The organism is Pseudomonas sp. FA-1 (assembly GCF_056856075.1).
Genome location: NZ_JBWXTH010000013.1, coordinates 81,390 through 105,887, shown reverse-complemented (window position 1 = coordinate 105,887; position 24,498 = coordinate 81,390). Strand labels below are relative to the sequence as shown.

Here is a 24,498-nt window from a genome sequence, read left to right as displayed (position 1 = left end):
TTTTCCAGGCTTTTGAAAAACACCGATTCACATTGAGGACAGATTCATGAACGACATCGCTTATTACTACGCAGACACCTACGCCTGGCGATTTAGCCAATCCCGTTCGGGCCAGCCTGCCGCCTCCGTTCGGTCGCTCCTGGGTGGCAACGCCGTACGCAGTACCACACCGAATATCTGTCGAACACCTCGATAGGGCCGAGCGCGCGGGCCTGAACCCGCCGTCCGCCCAGGGAAACACGCCATGCACTCGTCGAACCTCGCACTGCCCCTGACCCAGCCCCAGGCTGCCAACACCGCCGTCAGCCAACGCCTGCCAAGCCCGCACCTGCTCAAGCAGCAGATGCCACTGGGCAGCGCCCTCGCCCAGCAAGTCCAGCAACATCGCCAGGCCATACGCGCCATTCTCGAAGGCCTCGACCCACGCCTGCTGGTGGTGGTCGGCCCATGCTCGCTGCACGATCCACGCTCGGCACTCGAATACGCCGACCGCCTGGCGGCCCTCAGCCGCGAAGTGGACGACAAGCTGCTGCTGGTGATGCGTGCCTACGTCGAGAAGCCGCGCACCACGGTGGGCTGGAAAGGCCTGGCCTACGACCCGCACCTGGACGGCAGCGATGACATGCACGGCGGTATCGCCCTGTCCCGCGGGCTGATGCTGGGCATGATCGAGCGCGGCCTGCCGGTCGCCACCGAGTTGCTGCAACCGATGGCCGCCGGCTACTTCGACGACCTGCTGGGCTGGGCCGCCATTGGCGCACGTACCACCGAGTCGCAGATCCACCGCGAGATGGTCAGTGGCCTGGAGCTCCCGGTGGGTTTCAAGAACGGCACCGACGGTGGCGTCGGCATCGCCTGCGACGCCATGCGCAGCGCCGCCCACCCGCACCGCCATTTCGGCATGGATGCCCAAGGCCACCCGGCGATCATCGAGACCCTGGGCAACGCCGATACCCACCTGGTCCTGCGGGGCGGGCACCAGGGCCCCAACTACGATGCCGCCAGCATCGCCCAGGCCCGCCAGGGGCTGGCCAAGGCCGGCTTGACCGCCCGCATCATGGTCGATTGCAGCCACGCCAACAGCGGCAAGGACCCGGCCCGCCAGCCAGCGGTGTTCGAGGATGTGCTGGAGCAGCGTGTGCAAGGTGACCGCTCGATCATCGGCATGATGCTCGAGGGCCATTTGTTCGACGGCTGCCAGACGCTGGGCAAGGGCCCGTTGCAATACGGCGTGTCGATCACCGACGGCTGCCTGGGCTGGGACGCCACCGAGGCATTGCTGCGACGCGCGGCCGAGCGTTTGTGAAGCAAGGGCAAGCCTGGCGAGACATACCCCGGACAAGTGCGCTAGGCTTGCCTTTTTCACCCAAGGAGTACCTTCCCATGGCACGTGCCACTGCCCGCCACATCCTGGTCAGCACCGAAGAGAAGTGCAACGAACTCAAGGCGCAGATCGAAGCCGGCGCCGACTTCGCCGAAGTCGCCAAGGCCAACTCCACTTGCCCATCCAGCCGCCAGGGCGGCGACCTGGGCTCGTTCGGCCCGGGCCAGATGGTCAAGGAATTCGACACCGTGGTGTTCAGCGCCCCAGTCAACACCGTGCAAGGCCCGGTCAAGACCCAGTTCGGCTACCACCTGTTGGAAGTGACCAGCCGCCAGGACTGAGCCAGACTTGGCCCTGCCTGCCCGCCTCCCCTCTGTGGGTGCGGGCTTGCCCGGCGATTGCGCCAGCAGGGGCGACACCGTTGCCGCCGCTGGCGCAACCGCGGGGCAAGTCCGCTCCCGTAGGGGCATGCGTCGCTCGATAGCGTGGTGCATCGTCTGGCTCCTCGGCCTGCCCTCGACGGGCCACGCCACACCCAGCCACGCCCTCACCGTCTACGGCCAAACCCCGCGCTATTCCGCCTCCTTCGGCCACTTCGATTACGTCAACCCCGACGCCCCCAAGGGCGGCATCCTACGTCGCTCGGCGCTGGAAATTGGCCAGTTCGACCATATCCTGCCGTACATCGACAAGGGCATCGGCGTCAGCGAAGTCGATGGTTGGCTCTATGCTCCGCTGGCGGTGCGCTCGTTCGACGAGCCCTATACCGTCTATGGCTTGATCGCCCGACGCATGGAGCGCGGCCCCGACGATGCCTGGCTGCGTCTGGAGATCGACCCGCGCGCGCGCTTCGCCGATGGCAAGCCGGTACGCGCCGAAGACGTGCGCTTTACCTTCGAGCTGTTGATGAGCAAGGGCAGCCTGCGCTACCGCACCCAGTTCGCCGATGTCGCCGCCGTGGTGGTCGAAGGCCCACGCACGGTGCGTTTCGACTTCAGGCAACCCCACGGCCGCACCCTGCCCCTGGACTTGGCCAGTCTGCCAGTGCTGCCCGAACATGACTGGCAGCAGCGCGACTTCGCCAATGGCGCAGGCTTCGACAAACCGGTGGGCAGTGGCCCCTATCGCATCGGGCGGATCGACAACGGCCGCAGCATCACCTTCGAGCGCGACCCGACCTGGTGGGCCCGGGACCTGCCCACCAGCCGCGGGCGCTACAATTTCGAACGCATCCGCATCGAGTACTTCGGCGATACCGAGGTCGCCCGCCAGGTCCTGCGTGGTGGTGGCTACGACTACAACCGTGAATTCTCCGCCACCGCGTTCACCCTCGGCTACAACGGCGACGCCCTGGATGACGGGCGCCTGCAGCGGGCGCATCTGGGCCCGGCCAAGCCGCAGACTGCCCAGGGTTTCGTGTTCAACCTGGAACGACCGGTGTTCCAGGACCGCCGCGTGCGCCAGGCCCTGGCCATGCTCTGGGACTTCGAATGGAGCAACCGGCAGATGATGCGCAACCTGTACATCCGCCAGCAGAGCGTGTTCTCCAATACCCCGCTGGCCGCACGCCAATTGCCTGATGCCGCCGAGCTGAAGCTGCTCGAGCCGCTGCGCGACCGGGTGCCGGACGAAGTCTTCACCCAGGTCTTCCAGGCGCCGGTGACCGATGGCTCGGGCATCATCCGCCCCCAGCAGTTGCAGGCCCTGGCCTTGCTGCAAGCGGCCGGCTGGCGGCCACACGAGGACCGCCTGGTGAATGCCATGGGCGAGCCCCTGAGCTTTACCTTCCTCAATGGCCAGTCAGGCCTGGAGCGTCTGTTGTTGCCGTGGAAGCGTAACCTGGCGCAGATCGGCATCGCCCTGAATATTCGCAACGTCGACTCGGCCCAGTACGTCAACCGCCTGATGGCGCGCGACTACGACATGATCGTCACCGGCTACCCGGTCACCCTCTCACCCGGTGCCGAGCTGTACAACTATTTCGGCTCGGCCGCTGCCAAGGACCCTGGCTCGAACAACCTCATGGTGCTGCGCGACCCGGCCGTGGACACGCTGCTCGATGGCCTGGTGCGCGCCGACACCCAGGCCGACATGCTGCACCATGCCCGCGCCCTGGACCGGGTGCTGCAGTGGAACTACTACTGGATCCCCAATTACTACCCGCCGGGCAGCTCCACGGTCTGGTGGAACCGCTTCGGCCTGCCCAAGGTGCAGGCCGCCTATGACGAGGGCCTGGATACCTGGTGGGAAATCAGCCCGACGCCGCTGACCGATGCCCAGATGGCCGAACGCTTGAAGGCCACCCCATGACGGCCTACATCCTGCGCCGCCTGCTGCTGATCATCCCCACGTTGCTGGCGATCCTGCTGGTCAACTTCGCCATCGTCCAGGCGGCCCCCGGCGGGCCGGTGGAGCAGGCGGTGGCGCGCCTGCAGGGTATCGGCGGTGGCGCACCGGGTGCGCGGGCCGAGACAGTGCAGGGCGAGTCCCGCGCGAGCCGTGGGTTGGACCCCAAGCTGATCGAGGCGATCAAACGTCAGTATGGCTTCGACAAGTCCGCCCCCGAGCGCCTGTGGTTGATGCTTGGCCAATATGCCCGCCTGGACTTCGGCCAGAGTTTCTTCCGAGGGGCGAAAGTCACCGACCTGATCTTGGAAAAGCTCCCGGTAACCCTGTCGCTGGGCTTCTGGGCCACGCTGATCACTTACCTAGTGTCGATCCCCCTGGGCATCCGCAAGGCCGTACGCCATGGCAGCCGCTTCGATACCTGGAGCAGCGCCTTGATCATCGTCGGCTATGCCCTGCCCTCGTTCCTGTTCGCCCTGCTGTTGATCGTGCTGTTCGCCGGGGGCACGTCGCTGAACTGGTTCCCGGTACGCGGGCTGGTCTCGGAGGACTTCGACCAGCTCAGTGTGCTGGGCAAGGTCGCCGACTATTTCTGGCACTTGGTGCTGCCGGTCGGGGCCCTGGTGATCGGCGGCTTCGCCACCCTGACGCTGCTGACCAAGAACGCCTTCCTCGACGAGATCTCCCGCCAGTATGTGGTCACCGCCCGGGCCAAGGGCCTGAGCGAGAGGCGGGTACTCTATGGCCATGTGCTGCGCAACGCCATGCTGCTGGTCCTGGCCGGGCTGCCCCAGGCGCTGATCACGGTGTTCTTCGCAGGCTCGCTGCTGATCGAGGTGATCTTCTCCCTCGACGGCCTGGGCCGCATGAGCTATGAAGCCGCCGTGTCGCGAGACTACCCGGTGGTGTTCGGCACCCTGTTCATCTTCACCTTGGCCGGGCTGTTGATCCGCCTGGCGGGCGACCTCGGCTATACCCTGCTCGACCCACGCATCGATTTCGACACGAGGGCGCACTGATGCTCTCCCCGGTCGCCCGTCGGCGCTTGCGGTGTTTCCGGCGCAACCGTCTGGGTTGGGTCTCGTTGTGGCTGTTCACCGGCATCCTGCTGCTGAGCCTGGGTGCGGAGCTGGTGGCCAACGACAAGCCGCTGCTGCTCTCCTACAAGGGCGAGCTCTACACCCCGGCACTCAAGCGCTACACCGAGCAGCAGTTTGGTGGCCAACTGCCCTTCCAGCCGGACTACCGTAGCACCTATGTGCGCCAGCTGATCGAAGGCCAGGGTGGCTGGATGCTGTTCGCACCGATTCCGTTCAGCGCCGATACCCCCAACTACGACCTGCAAGTGCCCACGCCCAGCCCGCCGAGTGCCAGCAATTGGCTGGGCACCGATGACCAGGGCCGTGATGTGCTGGCGCGGGTGTTGTACGGCACGCGTGTGTCGCTGCTGTTCGCCTTCGCCTTGACGCTGGTCAGCGTGCTGATCGGCGTCACCGCGGGGGCGCTGCAGGGCTACCACGGCGGCTGGGTGGACCTGCTCGGCCAGCGTTTGCTGGAGGTCTGGTCAGGGTTGCCGGTGCTCTATCTACTGATCATCCTCAGCGGTTTCGTCGAACCGGATTTCTGGTGGTTGCTGGGAATCATGGCGTTGTTCTCCTGGCTGACCCTGGTGGACGTGGTGCGCGCCGAGTTCCTCCGTGGGCGCAACCTGGAGTACGTGAAAGCTGCACGGGCCCTGGGCTTGCCGGATGGGCAGGTGATGCTGCGGCACATCCTGCCCAACGCCATGAACGCCACCCTGACCTACGTACCGTTCATGCTCACCGGGGCCATCACCACCCTGACAGCCCTGGACTTCCTCGGCTTCGGCATGCCGGCGGGCAGTGCCTCGCTGGGCGAGCTGGTGACCCAGGGCAAGCAGCACCTGGAGGCTCCCTGGCTGGGCTTCACGGCATTCTTTGCCTTGGCGCTGATTCTCTCGCTGCTGGTGTTCATCGGCGATGCCCTGCGCGAGGCATTCGACCCACGGGCATAGCCGCTCACAAGAGTGGCACTTATAGCCATAATCCTTGCCACCGCATTCCAAAGGCCCGGCCCCATGCAACAAAGCGACAGCCTCAAGGACTATCCCAAGGTTCGCCAACTGGCGATCCGCTCGTTGTTCGAGATCATCGAGCAATCCAGCGAGGGCACGGTGATCGTCGATCGCCAGGCACGCATCGTCTGGATGAACGAGCGCTACGCCCGGCGCTTTGGTCTGGTGGATGCGGCCAGCGCCATCGGCCAGCCCTGTGAGGCGGTGATTCCCGGTAGCCTGATGCGCGAGGTGGTCAGCAACGGGCGACCGATCCTGCTGGACATGCTCGACACGCCCAACGAGCCGTTGGTGGTGATGCGCCTGCCGATCCACGATGAGCGCGGCGAGCTGATCGGCGCCATCGGCTTCGCCCTGTTCGACGAACTGCGCAGTCTCTCGCCGTTGCTCAAGCGCTATTCGAGCATGCAGCAGGAACTGGCTTCGACACGTTCGCAACTGAAGGCACGCCAGGCCAAGTACAGCTTCGCCCAGTTCGTCGGCACCAGTGCCGCAAGCCTGGAGGCCAAGCGCCGGGCACGCCGAGGCGCGGGCAGCGACTCCCCGGTCTTGCTGCTGGGCGAGACCGGCACCGGCAAGGAACTGCTGGCCCACGCGATCCATGCCGCCTCGCCACGGGCGCACAAGGCATTCGTCAGCATCAACAGCGCAGCCATTCCGGAGACCTTGCTGGAAGCCGAGTTCTTCGGCACGGCGCCAGGCGCATTCACCGGAGCCGATCGCAAGGGGCGCAGCGGCAAGCTGCAACTGGCCGAAGGCGGCACCCTGTTCCTCGATGAAATCGGCGATATGCCGCTGGCCCTGCAAAGCAAGTTGCTGCGGGTACTGCAGGAGAAGGAGTACGAGCCGGTCGGCTCCAACCAGATGCTGCGCAGCGATGTACGCGTCATTGCGGCCACGTCGATCGACCTGCAGGCGGCCATGGCCAGCGGCGCGTTTCGCGCCGACCTGTATTACCGGCTCAACGTGCTGCCCATCGAAGTACCGCCCCTGCGCGAACGCCTGGGCGATCTGCCGGCGCTGTGCGAGGCAATCCTGGCCGAGCTGGGCAGCCAGTACGAGCTCGAACCCGACGCCCAGGCGTTGCTGGCACGCCACGCCTGGCCTGGCAATATCCGTGAACTGCGCAATGTGCTGGAGCGTGCGACGCTGCTGGCGGATCAGCCGCGCCTGGGGGTGGACGATGTACGCTCGGCGCTTGGGCCGTTGACCCCTCTCGCGCCGGTGGGTGCAGTACCTCAGGGGTACCGTCAGGCGTGCGAGGCATTCGAGCGCAGATTGATCGCCGATGCCCTGGCCAGTTGCGCTGGGAATGTGCCGCAAGCCGCGAAGGCGCTGGGGTTGGGGCGGTCGACGCTGTACAAGAAAATGATCGCTTTAGGGATTCAGTCTCAATAATGAGACTTTGCTCTCGAACTGGAGACGGCCTTTTGAGTGGGAGCTGGCGAAGCCTGCGATGGGCTGCGCAGCAGCCCCAGCAGTCTCAAAAGCGAGACGCATGCACGCAAATGTTATTTAAACCCCATATAAATCAATAGGTTACAAATCTGGCACGGATCCCGCTATCTCCTCGTTCAACCATAAAAACAACGACCTGGAGACTCCCTCGATGACTGTGCTCATCGCCCTCGCTGCCTTGGCCCTATTGATGTTGGCCGCCTATCGCGGCTACAGCGTCATCCTCTTCGCCCCCATCGCCGCCCTCGGCGCCGTCCTGCTCACCGACCCTGGGGCCGTGGCCCCGACCTTCACGGGCGTGTTCATGGAGAAGATGGTCGGCTTCATCAAGCTGTACTTCCCGGTGTTCTTGCTCGGCGCCGTGTTCGGCAAGCTGATCGAGCTCTCCGGCTTCTCGCGCTCGATCGTCGCAGCCGCCATTCGCTTGCTGGGCACGCGCCAGGCCATGTTGGTGATCGTTCTGGTGTGCGCGCTGCTCACCTACGGCGGCGTGTCGTTGTTCGTCGTGGTGTTCGCGGTGTACCCCTTCGCAGCCGAAATGTTCCGCCAGAGCGACATCCCCAAGCGGCTGATTCCGGCGACCATCGCCCTGGGCGCGTTCTCCTTCACCATGGACGCCCTGCCCGGTACCCCGCAGATCCAGAACATCATCCCCAGCACCTTCTTCAACACCACCGCCTGGGCCGCGCCCTGGCTCGGGCTGATCGGCACCCTGTTCGTGTTCAGCGCCGGCATGCTCTACCTGCGTCGCCAGCGCAACAAGGCCCAGCGCGCGGGCGAAGGCTACGGCAATGACCTGCGCAACGAGCCGGAAACCGCAGACGACCTGGCTTTGCCCAACCCATGGCTGGCCCTTTCGCCGCTGGTGCTGGTGGGCGTGATGAACCTGCTGTTCACCCACTGGATCCCCCAGTGGTACGGCGCGACCCATACCCTGCAACTGCCGGGCATGAGCGCGCCGGTGCAAAGCGACGTAGCCAAGCTGACCGCCATCTGGGCAGTGCAGGCCGCCTTGTTGGTGGGCATCCTGATGGTGCTGGTGTGCGCCTTCGGCGCCATCCGCCAGCGCCTGGCCGAGGGCACCAAGAGCGCGGTCGGCGGCGCCCTGCTGGCGGCCATGAACACCGCCTCGGAGTATGGCTTCGGCGCGGTGATCGCCTCGCTGCCAGGCTTTCTGGTACTGGCTGACGCCCTGCGCGCCATCCCCAACCCGCTGGTCAACGAAGCGATCACCGTCACGCTGCTGGCAGGCATCACCGGCTCGGCGTCCGGCGGCATGAGCATTGCGCTTGCAGCCATGAGCGAGAGCTTCATCGCCGCCGCCCACGCCGCCGACATTCCCCTCGATGTGCTGCACCGGGTCGCCGCCATGGCCAGCGGCGGCATGGATACCCTGCCGCACAACGGTGCGGTGATCACCTTGTTGGCCGTCACCGGGCTGACCCATCGCGAAGCCTACAAGGACATTTTCGGTATTACCCTGATCAAGACCCTGGCGGTTTTCGTGGTCATCGCCACGTTCTACGCCACCGGCATCGTCTAAGGAGACTGGCATGACACTCAACGGCAAGACCGCACTGGTCACAGGTTCCACCAGCGGCATCGGCCTGGGGATAGCCCAGGTGCTGGCCGGCGCAGGCGCGAATATCGTGTTGAACGGCTTCGGCGACCCGGCACCGGCACTGGCCGAGATCGCCCGGCTGGGCGTGCCGGTCATTCATCACCCGGCCGACCTCTCCGATGTGGCCCAGATCGAGGCGCTGTTCGCCTTGGCCGAGCGCGAATTCGGTGGTGTCGACATCCTGGTCAATAACGCGGGCATCCAGCACGTGGCGCCGGTGGAGCAGTTCCCCATCGAGACCTGGGACAAGATCATCGCCCTTAACCTCAGCGCCGTGTTCCACGGCACCCGCCTGGCGCTGCCCGGCATGCGCGCGCGCAGCTGGGGGCGAATCGTCAACATCGCATCGGTACATGGCCTGGTGGGCTCCACCGGCAAGGCCGCCTATGTGGCAGCCAAGCATGGCGTGGTGGGGTTGACCAAGGTTGTGGGCCTGGAAACCGCCACCAGCAACATCACCTGCAACGCCATCTGCCCAGGGTGGGTGCTCACGTCGCTGGTGCAGAAACAGATCGACGACCGCGCCGCCTCAGGCATTGACCCACAGCAGGCGCAACACGATCTGTTGGCTGAAAAGCAGCCTTCCGTGGCATTTGTAACACCTCAGCACCTCGGAGAGCTGGTATTGTTCCTGTGCAGCGAAGCCGGTAGCCAGGTCCGTGGTGCCGCCTGGAACGTCGATGGCGGTTGGCTGGCCCAGTGAGGGCCCGCCGGCATCTGGCGCGGCTTTGTGTTTGTCTTTAATCAGCAAGGAGGCCTCATGCGCCCATTCCCATTGACCGCGATCCTTTCCCTGACCATGGCCTGCGCAGCACCTGCGATGGCCGCCGGGCTCAAGGATGTCGCGCCCTACCCCGAGGCGGAAAAAGGCTTCACCCGGCAGGTCATCCACCTGCCGGCACAAACCGACGAGTCGGCCCACCAACTGGAGATCCTCGCCGGCAAGACCCTCACGGTCGACTGCAACAAGCAGCGCCTGGGCGGCAAGCTCGAAGAGCACAACCTCGAAGGCTGGGGCTACAGCTACTACCGCCTGGAGAAGGTCGCCGGGCCCATGAGCACCCTGATGGCCTGCCCGGATGGCAAGAAAACCGAGGCCTTCGTGCCGGTGGTCGGCGAAGGCTTCATGCTGCGCTACAACAGCAAGCTGCCAGTGGTGGTGTACGTGCCGGAAGGCATCGAGGTGCGCTATCGCGTCTGGTCGGCATCCGACGACGTACAAAAGGCTAAAGTGGAGTAAACAGTGATTTAGCGACACCCCTGTGGGAGCGGGCTTGACCCGCGATCGAGCCGGACCTGTCAGTGCATTGCTGCCTGACAGGCACAATCGCGGGGCAAGCCCGCTCCCACACGGTACCCTTGAACGGGAATGGGAGGTTTCGGCATGAACGATGTGCTCTGGCGCCCCTCCACGGCGCAGGTCCAGGCCAGCCGCATGGACGCCTTCCGCCGCCGGGTCAACCTGCGGTTCAACCTCCAGCTCGACGACTACGCTGCCCTGCACCGCTGGAGCGTCGAACAACGCCCGGCCTTCTGGCAGGCCCTTGCCGAATATTTCCAAGTTCAATGGCACACCCCGCCCTCCCAGGTACTCGACGAGGGCCCGCACATGCCCGATGCGCACTGGTTCCCCGGGGCCACCCTGAACTACGCCGAACACCTGCTGCAGCGCCGCGACGACCGTCCGGCCGTGATCGCCGTGCGCGAGGATGGCCAGCGCCAGGCCTTGACCCATGCGCAACTGGCGGCCCATGTCGCTGGCATGCAGAAGGCTCTGCAAGGTCTCGGTATCCAGGCAGGTGACCGGGTCGCCTCGGTCATGCCCAACACCTGGGAAACCCTGGTGACCATGCTGGCTTGCGCCAGCCTCGGCGCGATCTGGTCCAGCTCGTCGCCCGAATTCGGCCTGCACGGCATCATCGACCGTTTCGGCCAGATCACGCCCAAGCTGCTGATCGCCTGCGCAGGCTACCAGTACGCCGGCAAGGCCATCGACCAAGTGGAGAAGATCAACCAGGTCACGGCCCAGCTACCCAACTTGGAGCACCTGTTGATCGTACCCTACACCCGCCCGCATACACGCGCCGACGAATTCGCCGCGCAACGGGTCAGCCTGTGGGACGACTTCTATCAGCCGGGGGGTGAGCCGCACTTCGCAGGGCTGCCCTTCGACCACCCGCTGTACATCCTCTACTCCAGCGGCACCACGGGCGTGCCCAAGTGCATCGTCCATCGCGCCGGTGGTGTCCTGCTGCAGCATATGAAGGAACATGGCCTGCACAACGACCTGAAGGCCAACGACGTCCTGTTCTACTACACCACCTGCGGCTGGATGATGTGGAACTGGCTCGCCAGCGGCCTGGCCGTCGGCTCCACCTTGGTGTTGTACGATGGCTCACCGTTCTACCCCGGGCCCGAGCGCCTGCTCGATCTGATCGACGCCGAAGGTATCCACGCCTTCGGGACCAGCGCCAAGTACCTGGCAGCCCTTGAGCAGGAAGGCATCGTGCCCGCCGACAGCCATCGCCTCGACCACCTGCGCCTGATCATGTCCACCGGCTCGCCGCTCTCGCCCCACAGCTATGACTACGTCTATCGCAAGATCAAACCGGACCTGTGCCTGGCCTCGATGTCCGGCGGCACCGATATCGTCTCCTGCTTCGTGCTCGGCAACCCGGTATTGCCGGTGCGCCGCGGCCAGATCCAGTGCAAGGGCCTGGGCATGGCTGTGGAGGTCTGGAACGAGGCCGGCCGGCCGGTGATCGGCGAAAAAGGCGAGCTGGTATGTACTCGCAACTTTCCCTGCATGCCGGTGGGCTTCTGGGGCGACGATGACGGCAGCCGCTACCACGACGCCTATTTCAGCCAGTACCCCGGCGTCTGGGCCCAAGGCGACTACGCCGAGGAGCACGCCGAAGGCGGCCTGGTCATCCACGGCCGTTCCGATGCGGTGCTCAACCCCGGAGGGGTACGCATCGGTACGGCGGAGATTTACCGACAGGTGGAAAAGGTCGAGGAGGTCGTGGAAAGCGTCGCCATCGGCCAGGACTGGCACAACGACGTGCGGGTGGTGCTGTTCGTGCGCCTGCGCGATGGCCTGCAGCTGGACGATGCCTTGCGCCAGCGTATCCGCCAGGTGATCCGCCAGTACACCACACCGCGCCACGTACCCGCCGTCATCGCCCAGGTCACGGACATTCCGCGCACCATCAGCGGCAAGCTGGTTGAACTGGCCATCCGCAACGTGGTGCACGGCCTGCCGGTGAAGAACACCGATGCCCTGGCCAACCCGGAGGCCCTGGCGCAATTCCGGGACCGCGCGGAGCTGCGCGATCAGGCATAATGGCGCCCTTTTTTGCCCGAAGCACAGGTGGTCCCATGAAAGCCCAAGCCCGTCACATCCTGGTCAAGACCGCTGCCGAAGCCGAACAGCTCAAGCAACGCCTCGCCAAGGGCGAAGCCTTCGATGTACTGGCAAAGAAATTCTCAACCTGCCCTTCGGGCAAGCGCGGCGGAGACCTGGGCGAAGTGCGCCCCGGCCAACTGGTGGGCGCCATCGACCAGGTGATCTTCAAGAAGGCCTTGCGCGTGGTGCATGGGCCGATCAAGACCAAGTTCGGTTACCACCTGGTCCAGACGTTCTACCGCGACTGACCCTCAGCGCCGAGCCGCCAGCAGACCCAGCCCGGCGCAACCGAGCAGCGAGGCACTGACGCGGTTGAACAACCGGCGCGGCCCAGGGCGGCTGAACCAGCGCTGCAGATAGGCGCCAAGGCCCGCATAGATGGCGATCGCCGCCCACTCCAGGAGCAGGAACAGCACGCCCAGCCAGAGGAACTGCTCGGCCACGGGCGTAGGGCTGCCCACCGAGACGAACTGCGGCAGGAAGGCTGTGAAGATGAGAATCGCTTTAGGGTTGCCCGCGGCCACCCAGAACTCTTGTCGCGCCAACCGCCAGGTACCCCGCGGGTGATCGGCGCTCACCACGGCTTCGCCCACCGGCGCACGCCACAACTGCCAGGCGATGTAGAACAAGTACGCGGCGCCCACCACCTTGATCGCCAGGAACAGGTATTCGCTGGTGTGCAGCACCACCGCCAGGCCCATGGCGGCCAAGGCGATCATGCCGCTGAAGGCCAGGATGCGCCCGCCACCGGCCACGCAGGCGGTGCGCAGGCCATAGCGGCTGGCGTTGTGCAGCGACAACAGGTTGTTGGGGCCCGGCGCCATGTTCAGGGCGAAGCAGGCGGGGATGAACAGCAGCAGGCTCGACAGGTCCATTATTCTTCTCCATCAGGACGCGAAAGCCTCGCGCCGCCGAGCGGGTGGCGTCAAGCACAGTCACAAGGGAAATGGCCGTAACAGTGCCCAGCGTTTAGAATGCGGACCTTGGTATCCGGCAAGGCAGGCTTTGCATGACCCGTCCATACAGCGAAATCTGGCGTGACCCGGCGCTGCCGTTCGTGGAAAGCCGCCGCGCCTGCCATAGCCGGGCCTGCTACAAAGCCCACAGTCACCCAACGTTTTCCATCGGGGCGGTAGATACCGGCCTGAGCGATTTCACCGGCGCCGGCGAAGGCCATGAACGGCTGACGCCTGGCACCCTGGTGCTGGTTCCGGCGCAGCGTGTACATGCCTGTAACCCATTGCCGGGGCAGGCCTGGAGCTACCAGATGCTGCACCTGGATGCTCAATGGCTGCGGCAGCTGCGGTTGGAGGCTGGGGTAGCGGCCAGTGAACCCGGGGCACCGGCGCGAATCAGCCGGTCAGCTTCGGTGTACCGCCGGTTCTGCCACCTCAATGAACTGTTGTTTTCCGAAGCAGGGGCGGCGGAGAAGGAAGCGGCACTGGTGGCATTCATCGGCGACCTTGATCTCGCCGCCCATGACACCCTCGATGCGGCGCCGGTACCGACCCTGGGGGTACCGGCGTTGCGTGAGCTGCTTGAGATGATCGAGGCGCAGGGTTCGGCCGAGATGAGCCTGAGCCAGCTGGCCGCCCAGGCGGGCCTCGGCCGTTACCAGCTGATCCGGACATTGCGCGCCGCCACCGGGCTCACGCCTCATGCCTACCTGCTCAACGCCCGCGTCAATCGCGCTCGTCACCTGCTCAGCCAAGGCAAGGCGCTGGCGGAGGTCGCCTATGAGCTGGGGTTCGCCGACCAGGCCCATTTCCAGCGGGTGTTCAAGGCCCATGCAGGCGTGACGCCAGGGCGTTATCGCAGCGGGGCCGCCTAACGGGTGGTGCACTGGCCCGGGCGAAGGCGATATCACGTCGGGCCCAATCGCGGGACAAGCCCGCTCCCACAATGGGCCGCAAAATCAAGTGGTTATGGGGTGCTCTGTAGGGCTCGTCCCGCGATTGGGCCGTGCAGCCTGCAATTTTCTTCAATACATAGGAGCACCCGACGAACAGACTGCGGCTTCCCCCACTGCAGAAGCCCAGCCCCATGGAGCAATTCTTGATGGTCGCCGCCGCCCACTTCCTCGCCCTGCTCTCCCCTGGCCCCGACTTCTTCCTGGTAGCCCGCACCTCGGTCAACGCCGGTTGGCGGGTGGCCAGCGGCGCCTGCCTGGGTATCGCCCTGGCCAACGGACTGTTCATCGTTACCGCGTTCGCTGGCGTCTCGATCCTGCGCGAGGGCAGCACGCTGTTCGTCGCCCTGCAACTGGCCGGCTGTGCCTATCTGTTGTACATCGGCGCTCTGTTCCTGCGTCACGCCGGGCACAGCAGCCTGGCGGCCAGCGACAACGGCCTCGTCCAACCCTCGCGCGGCTGGCTGCACAGCCTTGCTCAAGGTTTCCTCTCAGGCATGCTCAACCCGAAGAACGCCCTGTTCTATGCCAGCCTGGCGAGCATGGTCGCCACGACCAGCGTTGTCTGGAAGATCGCCTATGCCGCGTGGATGTTCACCGTCGTGGCAGTCTGGGACTTGCTGGTGGCCATGGCCATCGGCAACCGCCGTGTGCTGCGCCGGTTCGCCCGCGTGTTGCCCTGGCTGGAGCGTGCCTCGGGCGCCATGCTGATACTCCTGGCCAGCGTTGTGCTCATGCACCTGGCATGGGGCTGACCAATGCCAGGGTATGCAGGTCCATGACGCTGAAGAAGCCCCTGGCCCAGCCGCCGGTATCCAAGTGCCAGACGTTGCCCAAGCACTTGGCCTGCACCACCGGTGTATGCCCCACCAGCAAGGCACGCAGGCCGGCGACCGGCGCCGTATCGCCTTCGCGCAGGCGACGCCGCGACCATTGGCAAACCTCCCGTACATCCGGGTCGTCCGCTGCCTCCAGTCTCTCCCGCAAGGTCGGCCAGTCAGGAAACGGGCTGTCGGCATGCAGCAACCCCACCAAACCAGCGGGGGTCTGTACTTCCATGCCCAGCGGCATCCGGGCGAATCCTTCGACGTAGCGCTGCTGGTCGGCCTCGGGCAGGTCGAGAAACCAGGCCCCGCCCGCAGCACGGTACATGTCCAGCTCGACCCGCCCACCGCGCAGGTGGGCGATGGCCAGCGCCTCATGGTTGCCTTGCACAGCGTGAAACCAAGGCTGTGCCAGCCATTCCAGCGCCTGGGTGCTGTCCGGGCCTCGGTCGACCAGGTCGCCGACACTGAACAGCCGGTCGACCGACGGATCGAAACCCACGGTGTCCAGGCATTGCTGTAGACGCGCGAAATGCCCATGGATATCGCCCACGGCCAGGTCGCGTCCCCGGGTATTGGCGGCTACCCGCCGAAAACGGCTCATTGCATCGATCCTCTGCTGCGGCGCCGACGGCAGGCTTGGAATGGAAGTGCGTCATGCGTACCGCCCTCGCCTGCCGTCACGATGATGCGGGTACTCGACAGCATGGCACACGCCGCCCTGACCATGCAGGTCGCGGTACGCTTCGAACATTCGCGACACAACGCCGCTCCCGCGGGGTATGCTCGGGCTTTCGCTGCCCATGGATGGACGACATGACCCCTTCCCCCCGCAACTGCGAGGCCTGAGGCAATGAAGTACTTGCTCACGGCCCTGGTCAGCTACGCCTGCACCTATTACCTCACCGGCCTGTTGATCCAGGGCCGCCTGGCGGATATCGCCGAAGGCCTGCGGCATCGGCCCGATGCCCCGAGGCCGGGCGAGTACCTGCGCAAGGTAGAGCGATACGCCCGGCGCTCACGCCGCCAATACAGCCTTGCGGTGGGCTCGGTGCTGGCGGCGGTGGGTTGCCTGTTGCTGTATTGGCTGGGCTGAGAAGCCTGGCGTCAAAAACCGAGCGCCAAGCTCTGGCGGCCCTCGAGGGCGAGCAGGTATTGCTTGGCCTGCAGACCACCGGCAAAGCCGGTCAAGCTGCCCGAAGCACCGATCACCCTGTGACAAGGGGCGATGATCGATATCGGGTTGCGTCCATTGGCGGCCCCTACTGCCCGTACGGCGCTGGGCTTGCCGATCTGCCGGGCGATTTCGCTGTAGGTGCGGGTTTCACCGAAGGGAATGGTCAGCAGCGCCGACCAGACTTGGCGCTGGAAATCGGTGCCGAGAAAATCCAATGGCAATTCGAAACGCTGGCGTTGGCCGGCGAAGTACTCACTCAGTTGGCGAGCCGTTTCCGTCAAGGTCGGGTGGGTGTCGCTGCGGTGCAGCTCACCCAGGCGCACGCGGTTCTCCCGCTCCTGCTCCCACAGCACCGCCGCCAGGCAGTCGCCGCGCGCGACCAGCGTCAAGGTGCCTACAGGTGATTGCATGAGGGTGAAGGCACTGGACATCGATGGGCCTCGAACGAGAAAACGGATGCCGGCACTCTACGCCCGGTAGCCCTTCTGCGCATCCGCTTTCTTGCCCGTGCAGCCGTCGACGCTCAACGACCCGCGCAAGCCGCCACGACGCTGGGCCTGGCAGTACGGCGGCACGATTGCAGGGCCGGCTCGCCAGCCACCTTCCTGGCGCGCCCGACGCCCCAGGCCAGTGCCCGGGTCATCGACTCGCCAGGGCGGGAGTCGAATGCTTCTTCATGCAAGGCCATGCCCGAGGGTGCGTAGACACCAATGAACATCTGCGTGGCACCGGTACGGGACAACCTCACCTGCACGTCGATGCAGGTACCACAATCGAGGGTCTCGTCGTGCCCGCGATGATGAAGGGTGGGGTCTGCCCATGACCAGAACACGTCTCCACGAATTTTCATGCCGCCTCCTACGACTTTAGTCTTATATGTGTTGGTAGAGGCACCATAGCGGAAGCACACGGGCACGCAACCGCATTGCGCGCAATGGCGGGCATAATCGGACAGCCGGCGTGACCCAGCTATGGGGAATCAGGTATCGGGGGTTTTCTCGCAGCCTGGCTCAAGTAGCGATTCGGCGAAGGTCATCCACTCTTCGAATGCCTTGCGATGGGCCTGGCACATCCCTTTCCATTCGGGGCCGCCAACGCGGCCGTAGGCGATCTGGTTCATGGTCGAGGAGGTCAACGCGTCGAGCTCCCTCAACAGGTGGTAGGCACGGTAACGCTTTTCTCTTTCAGGCATTGGCTTGTCTTCCAATGTTGCACAACAAGGGCAGCAGGAAGCCTTTTGGGTTCACTGTTCTGGGCTTCCTGCTTCTGGACCTGCGATAGCTGCAAAAGGTCCATCGCCTCTGGAGACTGCGTCTTGGCTTAGTGGAACGCGCCGTCGAGCACCTCGTAGATGATGCCGGTCGCTACCGCGACCAGGAGCAGGTCCGCGCCGGCCTGCATCCATTCGTAGCCGTCGTAGTGAGGGAGATGGCCGAGCAACCTGCCGTCGAGCTTCTTGGCGATGCCCGGAGGGAGCGGCTTGCCACGTGCCAGGTTCTTCTGGATGCCCGGCGGCAGGGCTGGTCCAGGACTCCAGTAGTTCCGGTAGCCGCTCAATATGCCCAACACATCGCCACGGTCGATGGAGGGGCCACGGTAATGATCGCCGCGGTAATCATTGTCGTAGCCGCCCCCTCCTTTGTGACCGCCGCCCGGGTTGCCGCCCCCCCTGTTGCCACCGCCGGAGTGGCTGTTGCCCGGGGCGTGCTGGACCTGGTTCTTGCCATGCCCTTGGCCTTGCCCCTTCCCGTTGCCCGGATCGGCAAAGCTCAGGCATGGGCTGACAGCCAAAGCAAACGAAGTCACTGCAATCACGATAGCGCGAGACTTGGCCATAACTGCTTCCTTCCGTGAGGGTGGATCCCCTGCACTGTAGACGATGGCCATGGGAAAAGTTCCCTGGCTTGGCCTGGTTATCTGCAGTTTGAAAAGATCCGTTGTAAAAGTTGGAGCGGGTTCTCAGAAAGCGCCCATTACCGACTACGGATCACTGCACTGATCGCCCAACCTGCGAATACGAAAAAGGCATCGAGGTAGAACAGGCCTTGGTAGTTGGGCAGTGCCTGTCCGGGCGCGACCGGATCAGGGCTTGGCGGGAAGATCGCATAGACGCCGTTGGGCACCAGCGCCAACACCAGCAGTGCGCCATAGGTGGCCATTCGCAGCATGTTTTGCCGTTCGAGCGACGCGTCCGCCATCTTCAAGCCAAAGAAGGCGATCACCGCCGCCAACGGTAATACCCAGATGTGCAGGGGTAGGCTGAAGAACACCTCAGCCATCACGCTTTTCGTTTCCACAATTGCAATACCTTGTCGATGAAGGCCACGATTATCCATGGCCCGCCAGGGTAATGACTACCCTGGCATCATCGGCATGGGCGAGGCGTCACTCGGTGGCCTTGCAGGTGTCGAAGTTGGCGAACGAGAAACTGACCAAGGCGGCACGCGGCTCTCGTCCGGTGAATTCGCTGCTGATCTCGGCAATGTCGTCGCTCAACTTGAACGCACTGGACGACCAGACCACACCTCGGGCGACCCGGTCATCCTGGTCCGGCATGCCATACCTGGTCTTCAATTCGTCCAGCAGCGCCCCACTGGCACGATTCGACCGGTCGAAGCGCATCTGTACCAGGCACAGCTCGTCATCCTTGCTGAACACGTAGTTGTAGCCATCGGCCTGGGCGTCGAGCTTCGGCGCCTGTTTGGACGTATAGATCAAGGCCCCTACATTGTTGGTACCGACCTTCTGCAAGATGGCATGCCGCTCGATCTGCTCGCGCTTGAGGCCCATCTTCGTGCCTGCGGGGCCTTCCCACGGGCCTTCGTCGGAGCAGCCGTAGATCATCGCCGTCGCCAGGGCCAACACTGCAAAACGCTTCATGCCTGTCCTCCTCGTTGATGGGCGGAATCTACCACAGGACGTAGCGCTGGCTAATGCCCTGTCAACGTGTTTGTGTGTGCACCTTGGCCATGATTCCTGTCCGTCTATCCAGCTTGGATGCAAAGCCAGTACCGATCCGCGGCAGGCCATAGTACGGTGCGCCTCGAACGTACTGCCTGGTGCCTTGCCTGCAAGCCCACGGACCCGGCCATTCACGACCTGGGAGGTCAAATGCAACGTGTTCAAGCAACAAGTCAGGAAGCTCTGGATCTGGCTTTGATTGCGTTCTACCGCTTCAAGATCGGCGAGATAAAAGTGTTCGACCTGGAGCGCGCAATGAGCTTCGAAGTGGGCCAGGCCCTGGCTCAAAGTGGCCTGGTAAGGTTCTCGATAACGCAAATGGCATCCGGGCGTTATCGGATCAGCGACCAGGGAGAACATTCGATCACAGAGGCTGGACGTGCTCGGCTGGAGCACCTTCGCGGCTAGAACCGCCCGCCAGCCCGAACCCAGCACCGTGGCGACTCGCGGTGCTGGATGCCGGCCCCGCTCATCAGGGGCCTTGGCATCGGATTTAGCGGCCCCGTACAACTGCCGTCGCACCTATGCGACAATACGCGCAATGTCCGGCCTCAACCCCCGCATTCATCGCCCAACAGCTGGGTCACAGCATGCACATGCTGCTGTCGACGCACGCCTGTTGGCTCAACTCAAGCTCCGACTGGAGCGCGCTGGAAACGCTCAGGATCGCTGACCCTCCAGCCGCGTAAGTTACTGATAGGTAAGCGCTTTGATCTCCACCGCTAACATCACCATGCAATTCGGCGCCAAGCCGCTCTTCGAAAACGTCTCGGTCAAATTCAACAACGGCAACCGCTACGGCCTGATCGGCGCCAACGGCTGCGGCAAGTCGACCTTCATGAAGATCCTCGGCGGTGACCTGGAGCCGTCCGCCGGCCAGGTGATGCTCGAGCAGAACACCCGCCTGGGTAAACTGCGCCAGGACCAGTTCGCCTATGAGGAATTCACCGTCATCGACACGGTGATCATGGGCCACGAGCAACTGTGGAAGGTCAAGGCCGAGCGTGACCGTATCTATTCCCTGCCGGAAATGACCGAGGAAGACGGTATGGCCGTCGCCGAGCTCGAGACTGAGTTCGCCGAAATGGACGGCTATACCGCCGAGTCCCGTGCCGGTGAACTGCTGCTGGGCCTGGGCATTCCGCTGGAGCAGCACTTCGGCCCGATGAGCGAAGTGGCGCCAGGCTGGAAGCTGCGTGTGCTGCTGGCCCAGGCGTTGTTCTCGGACCCGGACGTGCTGCTACTGGACGAACCGACCAACCACCTGGACATCAACACCATCCGCTGGCTGGAAAGCATCCTCACGGCGCGTAACAGCACCATGGTGATCATTTCCCACGACCGGCACTTCCTCAACAGTGTCTGCACCCACATGGCGGACCTGGACTACGGCGAGCTGCGCCTGTTCCCGGGCAACTACGACGAGTACATGACCGCCGCCACCCAGGCGCGCGAGCAGCTGCTGGCCGACAACGCCAAGAAGAAAGCCCAGATCGCCGAGCTGCAGACCTTCGTCAGCCGCTTCTCGGCCAACGCCTCCAAGGCCAAGCAGGCTACCTCGCGCGCCAAGCAGATCGACAAGATCCAGCTGGCCGAGGTCAAGCCGTCGAGCCGGGTCAGCCCGTTCATCCGGTTCGAGCAGACCAAGAAGCTGCATCGCCAGGCGGTCACCGTGGAGAAGGTTTCCAAGGGCTTCGAGGGCAAGGTCCTGTTCAAGGACTTCAGCTTCACCGTCGAAGCCGGCGAGCGTGTGGCGATCATCGGCCCCAACGGTATCGGCAAGACCACCCTGCTGCGTACCCTGGTCGGTGAGATGAAACCCGATGCCGGCGCGGTGAAGTGGACCGACAGCGCAGAAGTGGGCTACTACGCCCAGGACCACGCCCACGACTTCGAAGAGGACGTGAGCCTGTTCGACTGGATGGGCCAGTGGACCCAGGGCGAGCAGCTGATTCGTGGCACCCTGGGCCGCATGCTGTTCTCCAACGACGAAATTCTCAAGTCGGTGAAGGTGATCTCCGGTGGCGAGCAGGGCCGCATGCTGTTCGGCAAGCTGATCCTGCAAAAGCCCAACGTGCTGGTCATGGACGAGCCGACCAACCACCTGGACATGGAATCGATCGAGGCGCTGAACCTGGCGCTGGAGAACTACCCCGGGACCCTGGTTTTCGTCAGCCATGACCGCGAGTTCGTGTCGTCGCTGGCCACCCGCATCATCGAGCTGACGCCCGACGGTGTGGTGGACTTCAGCGGCACCTACGACGATTACTTGCGCAGCCAGGGCGTAGTGGTCTAACCCCTGCCTTTCGCCGCTCCTACGCGGGGCTGCTACGCAGCCCCAAGTGCAGCCGATAAAGCTTGACCGACTGGCATTGGACCCCGCCCTACCGCCTACCCGCGAACGCCCCCATGACCGCGCAACCACCTGCCTCCGGCATCACCCCGCAGATCCTCTCGATCGTCTTCTATACCTTCATCGCCTTCCTGTGCATCGGCCTGCCGATCGCAGTGCTGCCCAGCTATGTCCACGACCAGCTCGGCTTCGGCGCGGTGGTCGCGGGGCTGACCATCGGCCTGCAGTACCTCGCCACGTTGCTCAGCCGCCCCTTTGCCGGGCGGGTAGCCGATGGCCTGGGTGGCAAGCGGGCGATTCGCTACGGGCTATACGGCATCGCAGGCTGTGGCGGGCTGACCCTGCTGTCGGCCTGGACGGTCGCCCTGCCCTGGCTGAGCCTGCTGCTGTTGCTGGCCGGGCGCCTGTGCCTTGGCATCGCCCAGGGCTTGATCGGTGTCGCCACCTTGAGCTGGGGTATCGGCCAGGTGGGCAGCGAACACACGGCACGGGTGATTTCCTGGAACGGTATCGCCTCCTACGGCGCCATCGCCATCGGCGCACCGGCCGGCGTGCTGCTGGTGGACGAGTTGGGCTTCAGCGTGCTCGGCGTCGCCCTGGTGGTATTGGCCGTGATGACCCTGCTGGTGCTGCGCACGCGCCCGGACGCGGTGGTGCTGCGCGGCGAACGGTTGCCGTTCTGGTCGGCCTTCAGCCGGGTGGCGCCCTTTGGCCTGGGGCTCACCCTGGCATCGATCGGCTACGGCACCCTGACCACCTTCGTCACCCTCTATTACCTGGAGCGCGGCTGGGTCGGTGCGGCCTGGTGCCTGAGCGCCTTCGGCCTATGCTTCATCGTCTCGCGGCTGCTGTTCGTCAATGCTGTCAACCGCTTCGGCGGCTACAGCGTCGCCATGGCCTGCATGGCTACCGAGGTCGTGGGGCTGACCCTGCTGTGGCTGGCGCCCTCTCCGGCCGTGGCCCTGGTGGGCGCAGGTCTGACGGGGTTCGGGTTGTCACTGGTATATCCGGCCCTCGGCGTCGAGGCCATCAAGCAGGTCCCCAGCAGCAGCCGGGGGGCCGGGCTGGGCGCCTACGCGGTGTTCTTCGACCTGGCCTTGGCCATCGCCGGCCCGGTGATGGGCGCGGTAGCGGTACGCCTGGGGTATACCTCGATCTTTTCCGTGGCGGCCCTGCTTGCCTTGGCCGGCGTGGGCCTGGTGTTGCTGCTGGCCCGTCGCGGCCAAGGCCGTTGAAAACGAAAAAACCGGCTGCAGCCCAGGGCCACAGCCGGTTTTTCATTCAACGCGATCAGGCGGCAGCGAACAGCTCGTTGGCAATCTGTGCCTGGGCGGCGTCGATGGCCTGGCTGCGGTGTTCCGGGCCATAGGCCAAGCCGTGGGCGCGGACGATCTCAAGGTCGGTGACACCGATGAAGCCAAGGAAGACCTTGAGGAAGTCCTCGTGGCCCACTCCGGTCGGCTGGCCATGGTGCAGGCCACCGGCGGTGGACACCAGGATCACTTTCTTGTCACCGCACAGGCCTTCCGGGCCAGCCTCGGTGTAGCGGAAGGTCTTGCCGGCGACGGCAACGCGGTCGATCCAGGCCTTGAGCTGGGTCGGCACGCTGAAGTTGTACATCGGCGCACCGATCACCACGGCGTCGGCGGCGAGGAATTCTTCCAGGGTCTCGGCACTGAGCTTGGCTTCGTGGGCCTGGGCGGCATCGCGCATCTCTTCCGGGGTACCTGCGGCAACCAGGGTGGCGGCGGAGAAGTGGCTGATGGCGTCGGCCGCCAGGTCACGGTAGACCACTTCGATGCTCGGGTCGGCGGCTTTCCAGGCTTCGACGACTTCGCGGCTCAGCTGGCGGGAGGCGGAATTGTCGCCCAGGATGCTCGAATCGATATGCAACAGTTTCATGGGATTCTCCTGTTAATGAAGACCGCGACGGTGGGCGATCACGATGGAAAGAATCCTATAGGGCCAACGAATAGCTGATAAGCCCGTAAAAATGCGTTAGTTTGTCCTACCAGTAGGACAATGGAACAACCCGATGCAAGACCTCAACGACCTCTTCTACTTCGCCCGCGTGGTCGAGGCCGGTGGTTTCGCCGCCGCTGGCCGCCAGTTGGGCATTCCCAAGTCACGGCTTTCCCGGCGCATCGCCGAGCTGGAGGAGCGCCTGGGCACACGCCTGCTGCAGCGCACCACCCGGCAACTGAAGCTCACCGCCGTGGGGGAACGCTACCTGCACCATTGCCAGGCCATGCTACTGGAGGCAGAGGCGGCCGACGAAGCGGTGGCCAGCATGAGCAGCGAGCCGCGGGGACGTTTGCGAGTGTCCTGCCCCGTCGCCTTGGCCCACGCCTTCCTGCCACAAGTGGTCAGCCGCTTTCTGGAGCAGTATCCGCTGGTACAACTGGATATGGTGCTGCTCAACCGGCGGGTCGACCTGATTTCCGAGGGCATCGACGTGGCTTTGCGCGTGCGCGACTTGGGCGACGAGGACCCGGCCCTGGTCACCCGCCGTCTGCGCCAGGCGCAGATGCAACTGGTGGCGGCACCGGGCTTCGCCGACCACCTGCATCACCCATCACAGCTCGCCGGCCTGCCGGTGCTGGGTGCTACTGAGGCGGATCGCCTGGTGCATTTTCGCCTGATCGGACCGGGGGGCGAACAGCAGGAAGTCGCCCTGGAACCGCGCTTGGCCATTGACGACTTCGTGGTGCGAAAGGCTGCCGTAGGTGCGGGGCTCGGCTTCACTGCCCTGCCGAGCATGTACTGCGAAGAGGAATTGGCGCGCGGCGAACTGGTGCGCCTGCTGCCGGACTGGTCCCTGCCTGGCGGTTGGCTGCAGGCGGTATACCCGCACCGACGTGGCCTGCTGCCGGCCGTGCGTGTGTGGATCGACCATCTGGCGGCTTCGTTCGAGGCCTGTGGGGAGCGCTATGTGTGAGCATCTGAGTGACCCAGGCGCTTGCACGTGTAATGACTGGCAGACCGAGCGAAGCCGATCGCGGGACAAGCCCGCTCCCACAGGGT

At 64.6% G+C, this 24,498-nt stretch carries 27 protein-coding genes and 1 pseudogene; 19 read left to right on the top strand and 9 right to left on the bottom strand.

Annotated elements, in window-relative coordinates; translation table 11 throughout:
• The first annotated feature begins 244 nt into the window (after positions 1 to 244).
• The 11 genes from AC1MHZ_RS21140 (at position 245) to AC1MHZ_RS21090 (ending at position 12,498) form a co-directional block, all read left to right on the top strand.
• Positions 245 to 1,306 carry a 3-deoxy-7-phosphoheptulonate synthase gene (locus AC1MHZ_RS21140; RefSeq protein ID WP_084857754.1) on the top strand — a complete coding sequence of 354 codons (1,062 nt, stop codon included), beginning with the start codon at positions 245 to 247 and terminating at the stop codon, positions 1,304 to 1,306.
• A gap of 77 nt (positions 1,307 to 1,383) precedes the next feature.
• On the top strand, positions 1,384 to 1,665 hold the full coding sequence (locus AC1MHZ_RS21135; RefSeq protein ID WP_084857752.1) for a peptidylprolyl isomerase: 282 nt from the start codon (positions 1,384 to 1,386) through the stop codon (positions 1,663 to 1,665).
• Positions 1,666 to 1,792: 127 nt separating this feature from the next.
• Complete coding sequence (locus tag AC1MHZ_RS21130) at positions 1,793 to 3,634, top strand: extracellular solute-binding protein (RefSeq protein ID WP_324811882.1); 1,842 nt, start codon at positions 1,793 to 1,795, stop codon at positions 3,632 to 3,634.
• Positions 3,631 to 4,689 (top strand): microcin C ABC transporter permease YejB, encoded by a 1,059-nt coding sequence (locus AC1MHZ_RS21125; RefSeq protein ID WP_324811885.1) that lies wholly within the window; start codon positions 3,631 to 3,633, stop codon positions 4,687 to 4,689. The genes AC1MHZ_RS21130 and AC1MHZ_RS21125 overlap by 4 nt, the downstream gene beginning before the upstream one ends.
• The gene (locus tag AC1MHZ_RS21120) at positions 4,689 to 5,705 is read left to right on the top strand and encodes an ABC transporter permease (RefSeq protein ID WP_324811887.1); all 1,017 of its coding nucleotides are present in this window, start codon (positions 4,689 to 4,691) and stop codon (positions 5,703 to 5,705) included. Before AC1MHZ_RS21125 ends, AC1MHZ_RS21120 begins: the two co-directional genes overlap by 1 nt.
• 63 nt (positions 5,706 to 5,768) lie before the next feature.
• Complete coding sequence (locus AC1MHZ_RS21115; RefSeq protein WP_368828906.1) at positions 5,769 to 7,163, top strand: sigma-54 interaction domain-containing protein; 1,395 nt, start codon at positions 5,769 to 5,771, stop codon at positions 7,161 to 7,163.
• A 211-nt stretch (positions 7,164 to 7,374) separates the two neighbouring features.
• Complete coding sequence (locus AC1MHZ_RS21110; RefSeq protein WP_368828905.1) at positions 7,375 to 8,766, top strand: GntP family permease; 1,392 nt, start codon at positions 7,375 to 7,377, stop codon at positions 8,764 to 8,766.
• A 10-nt stretch (positions 8,767 to 8,776) separates the two neighbouring features.
• Positions 8,777 to 9,547 carry a 3-hydroxybutyrate dehydrogenase gene (gene hbdH / locus AC1MHZ_RS21105; RefSeq protein ID WP_482966878.1) on the top strand — a complete coding sequence of 257 codons (771 nt, stop codon included), beginning with the start codon at positions 8,777 to 8,779 and terminating at the stop codon, positions 9,545 to 9,547.
• Positions 9,548 to 9,604: 57 nt separating this feature from the next.
• Positions 9,605 to 10,084, top strand: a complete 480-nt coding sequence (eco, locus tag AC1MHZ_RS21100; protein WP_324811896.1) for a serine protease inhibitor ecotin — start codon at positions 9,605 to 9,607, stop codon at positions 10,082 to 10,084.
• 144 nt (positions 10,085 to 10,228) lie between these two features.
• Complete coding sequence (locus AC1MHZ_RS21095; RefSeq protein WP_084857915.1) at positions 10,229 to 12,187, top strand: acetoacetate--CoA ligase; 1,959 nt, start codon at positions 10,229 to 10,231, stop codon at positions 12,185 to 12,187.
• A 35-nt stretch (positions 12,188 to 12,222) separates the two neighbouring features.
• Positions 12,223 to 12,498 (top strand): peptidylprolyl isomerase, encoded by a 276-nt coding sequence (locus AC1MHZ_RS21090; protein WP_084857735.1) that lies wholly within the window; start codon positions 12,223 to 12,225, stop codon positions 12,496 to 12,498.
• Between the two features lie 3 nt (positions 12,499 to 12,501).
• Here AC1MHZ_RS21090 and AC1MHZ_RS21085 read toward each other — a convergent pair whose 3' ends face one another.
• A complete protein-coding gene (locus AC1MHZ_RS21085; protein WP_084857733.1) occupies positions 12,502 to 13,125 on the bottom strand; it encodes a LysE family translocator in 624 nt (207 codons plus the stop codon).
• 134 nt (positions 13,126 to 13,259) lie between these two features.
• Between AC1MHZ_RS21085 and AC1MHZ_RS21080 the strand changes: the two genes are divergently transcribed.
• A complete protein-coding gene (locus tag AC1MHZ_RS21080; protein ID WP_482966877.1) occupies positions 13,260 to 14,081 on the top strand; it encodes a helix-turn-helix domain-containing protein in 822 nt (273 codons plus the stop codon).
• 212 nt (positions 14,082 to 14,293) lie between these two features.
• On the top strand, positions 14,294 to 14,914 hold the full coding sequence (locus tag AC1MHZ_RS21075) for a LysE family translocator (RefSeq protein WP_324811908.1): 621 nt from the start codon (positions 14,294 to 14,296) through the stop codon (positions 14,912 to 14,914).
• Here AC1MHZ_RS21075 and AC1MHZ_RS21070 read toward each other — a convergent pair.
• Positions 14,892 to 15,587, bottom strand: a complete 696-nt coding sequence (locus AC1MHZ_RS21070) for a metallophosphoesterase (RefSeq protein WP_084857726.1) — start codon at positions 15,585 to 15,587, stop codon at positions 14,892 to 14,894. The two genes, AC1MHZ_RS21075 and AC1MHZ_RS21070, sit on opposite strands and share 23 nt — an antisense overlap.
• Before the next feature lie 249 nt (positions 15,588 to 15,836).
• Between AC1MHZ_RS21070 and AC1MHZ_RS21065 the strand changes: the two genes are divergently transcribed.
• Positions 15,837 to 16,079 (top strand): hypothetical protein, encoded by a 243-nt coding sequence (locus AC1MHZ_RS21065; protein WP_482966876.1) that lies wholly within the window; start codon positions 15,837 to 15,839, stop codon positions 16,077 to 16,079.
• 11 nt (positions 16,080 to 16,090) lie between these two features.
• On the opposite strand, the gene AC1MHZ_RS21060 is transcribed toward AC1MHZ_RS21065, so the two are convergent.
• The 6 genes from AC1MHZ_RS21060 to AC1MHZ_RS21035 all read right to left on the bottom strand — a co-directional run bounded on the left by AC1MHZ_RS21060 (position 16,091) and on the right by AC1MHZ_RS21035 (position 19,040).
• Positions 16,091 to 16,591 (bottom strand): methylated-DNA--[protein]-cysteine S-methyltransferase, encoded by a 501-nt coding sequence (locus AC1MHZ_RS21060; protein ID WP_465001133.1) that lies wholly within the window; start codon positions 16,589 to 16,591, stop codon positions 16,091 to 16,093.
• 92 nt (positions 16,592 to 16,683) lie between these two features.
• The gene (locus AC1MHZ_RS21055; protein ID WP_084857721.1) at positions 16,684 to 17,010 is read right to left on the bottom strand and encodes a hypothetical protein; all 327 of its coding nucleotides are present in this window, start codon (positions 17,008 to 17,010) and stop codon (positions 16,684 to 16,686) included.
• Between the two features lie 129 nt (positions 17,011 to 17,139).
• Positions 17,140 to 17,352, bottom strand: coding sequence for a hypothetical protein (locus tag AC1MHZ_RS21050; RefSeq protein WP_084857719.1), 213 nt, complete (start codon positions 17,350 to 17,352; stop codon positions 17,140 to 17,142).
• Between the two features lie 128 nt (positions 17,353 to 17,480).
• Positions 17,481 to 17,996, bottom strand: coding sequence for an anti-virulence regulator CigR family protein (locus tag AC1MHZ_RS21045; protein WP_482966875.1), 516 nt, complete (start codon positions 17,994 to 17,996; stop codon positions 17,481 to 17,483).
• 137 nt (positions 17,997 to 18,133) lie between these two features.
• Positions 18,134 to 18,430, bottom strand: coding sequence for a hypothetical protein (locus AC1MHZ_RS21040; RefSeq protein WP_084857914.1), 297 nt, complete (start codon positions 18,428 to 18,430; stop codon positions 18,134 to 18,136).
• Between the two features lie 115 nt (positions 18,431 to 18,545).
• On the bottom strand, positions 18,546 to 19,040 hold the full coding sequence (locus AC1MHZ_RS21035) for a hypothetical protein (protein ID WP_084857715.1): 495 nt from the start codon (positions 19,038 to 19,040) through the stop codon (positions 18,546 to 18,548).
• A 231-nt stretch (positions 19,041 to 19,271) separates the two neighbouring features.
• On the opposite strand from AC1MHZ_RS21035, the gene AC1MHZ_RS21030 reads away from it, so the two are divergent.
• From AC1MHZ_RS21030 to AC1MHZ_RS21015, 4 genes and pseudogenes are all read left to right on the top strand, one after another.
• Entirely contained in the window at positions 19,272 to 19,529 is a 258-nt protein-coding gene (locus AC1MHZ_RS21030) for a hypothetical protein (RefSeq protein ID WP_084857913.1), read from the top strand.
• Positions 19,530 to 19,623: 94 nt separating this feature from the next.
• A pseudogene (locus AC1MHZ_RS21025) lies at positions 19,624 to 19,810 on the top strand (site-specific integrase); the annotation flags it as partial.
• Positions 19,811 to 19,830: 20 nt separating this feature from the next.
• A complete protein-coding gene (locus AC1MHZ_RS21020; protein ID WP_324811917.1) occupies positions 19,831 to 21,417 on the top strand; it encodes an ABC-F family ATPase in 1,587 nt (528 codons plus the stop codon).
• 113 nt (positions 21,418 to 21,530) lie between these two features.
• Positions 21,531 to 22,709, top strand: coding sequence for an MFS transporter (locus AC1MHZ_RS21015; protein WP_084858017.1), 1,179 nt, complete (start codon positions 21,531 to 21,533; stop codon positions 22,707 to 22,709).
• 55 nt (positions 22,710 to 22,764) lie between these two features.
• On the opposite strand, the gene AC1MHZ_RS21010 is transcribed toward AC1MHZ_RS21015, so the two are convergent.
• A complete protein-coding gene (locus tag AC1MHZ_RS21010; protein WP_482966874.1) occupies positions 22,765 to 23,376 on the bottom strand; it encodes an FMN-dependent NADH-azoreductase in 612 nt (203 codons plus the stop codon).
• A gap of 133 nt (positions 23,377 to 23,509) precedes the next feature.
• Here AC1MHZ_RS21010 and AC1MHZ_RS21005 point away from each other — a divergent pair, with 133 nt between their 5' ends.
• Positions 23,510 to 24,412 (top strand): LysR substrate-binding domain-containing protein, encoded by a 903-nt coding sequence (locus AC1MHZ_RS21005; protein ID WP_084858019.1) that lies wholly within the window; start codon positions 23,510 to 23,512, stop codon positions 24,410 to 24,412.
• The last annotated feature ends 86 nt before the right edge of the window (positions 24,413 to 24,498 follow it).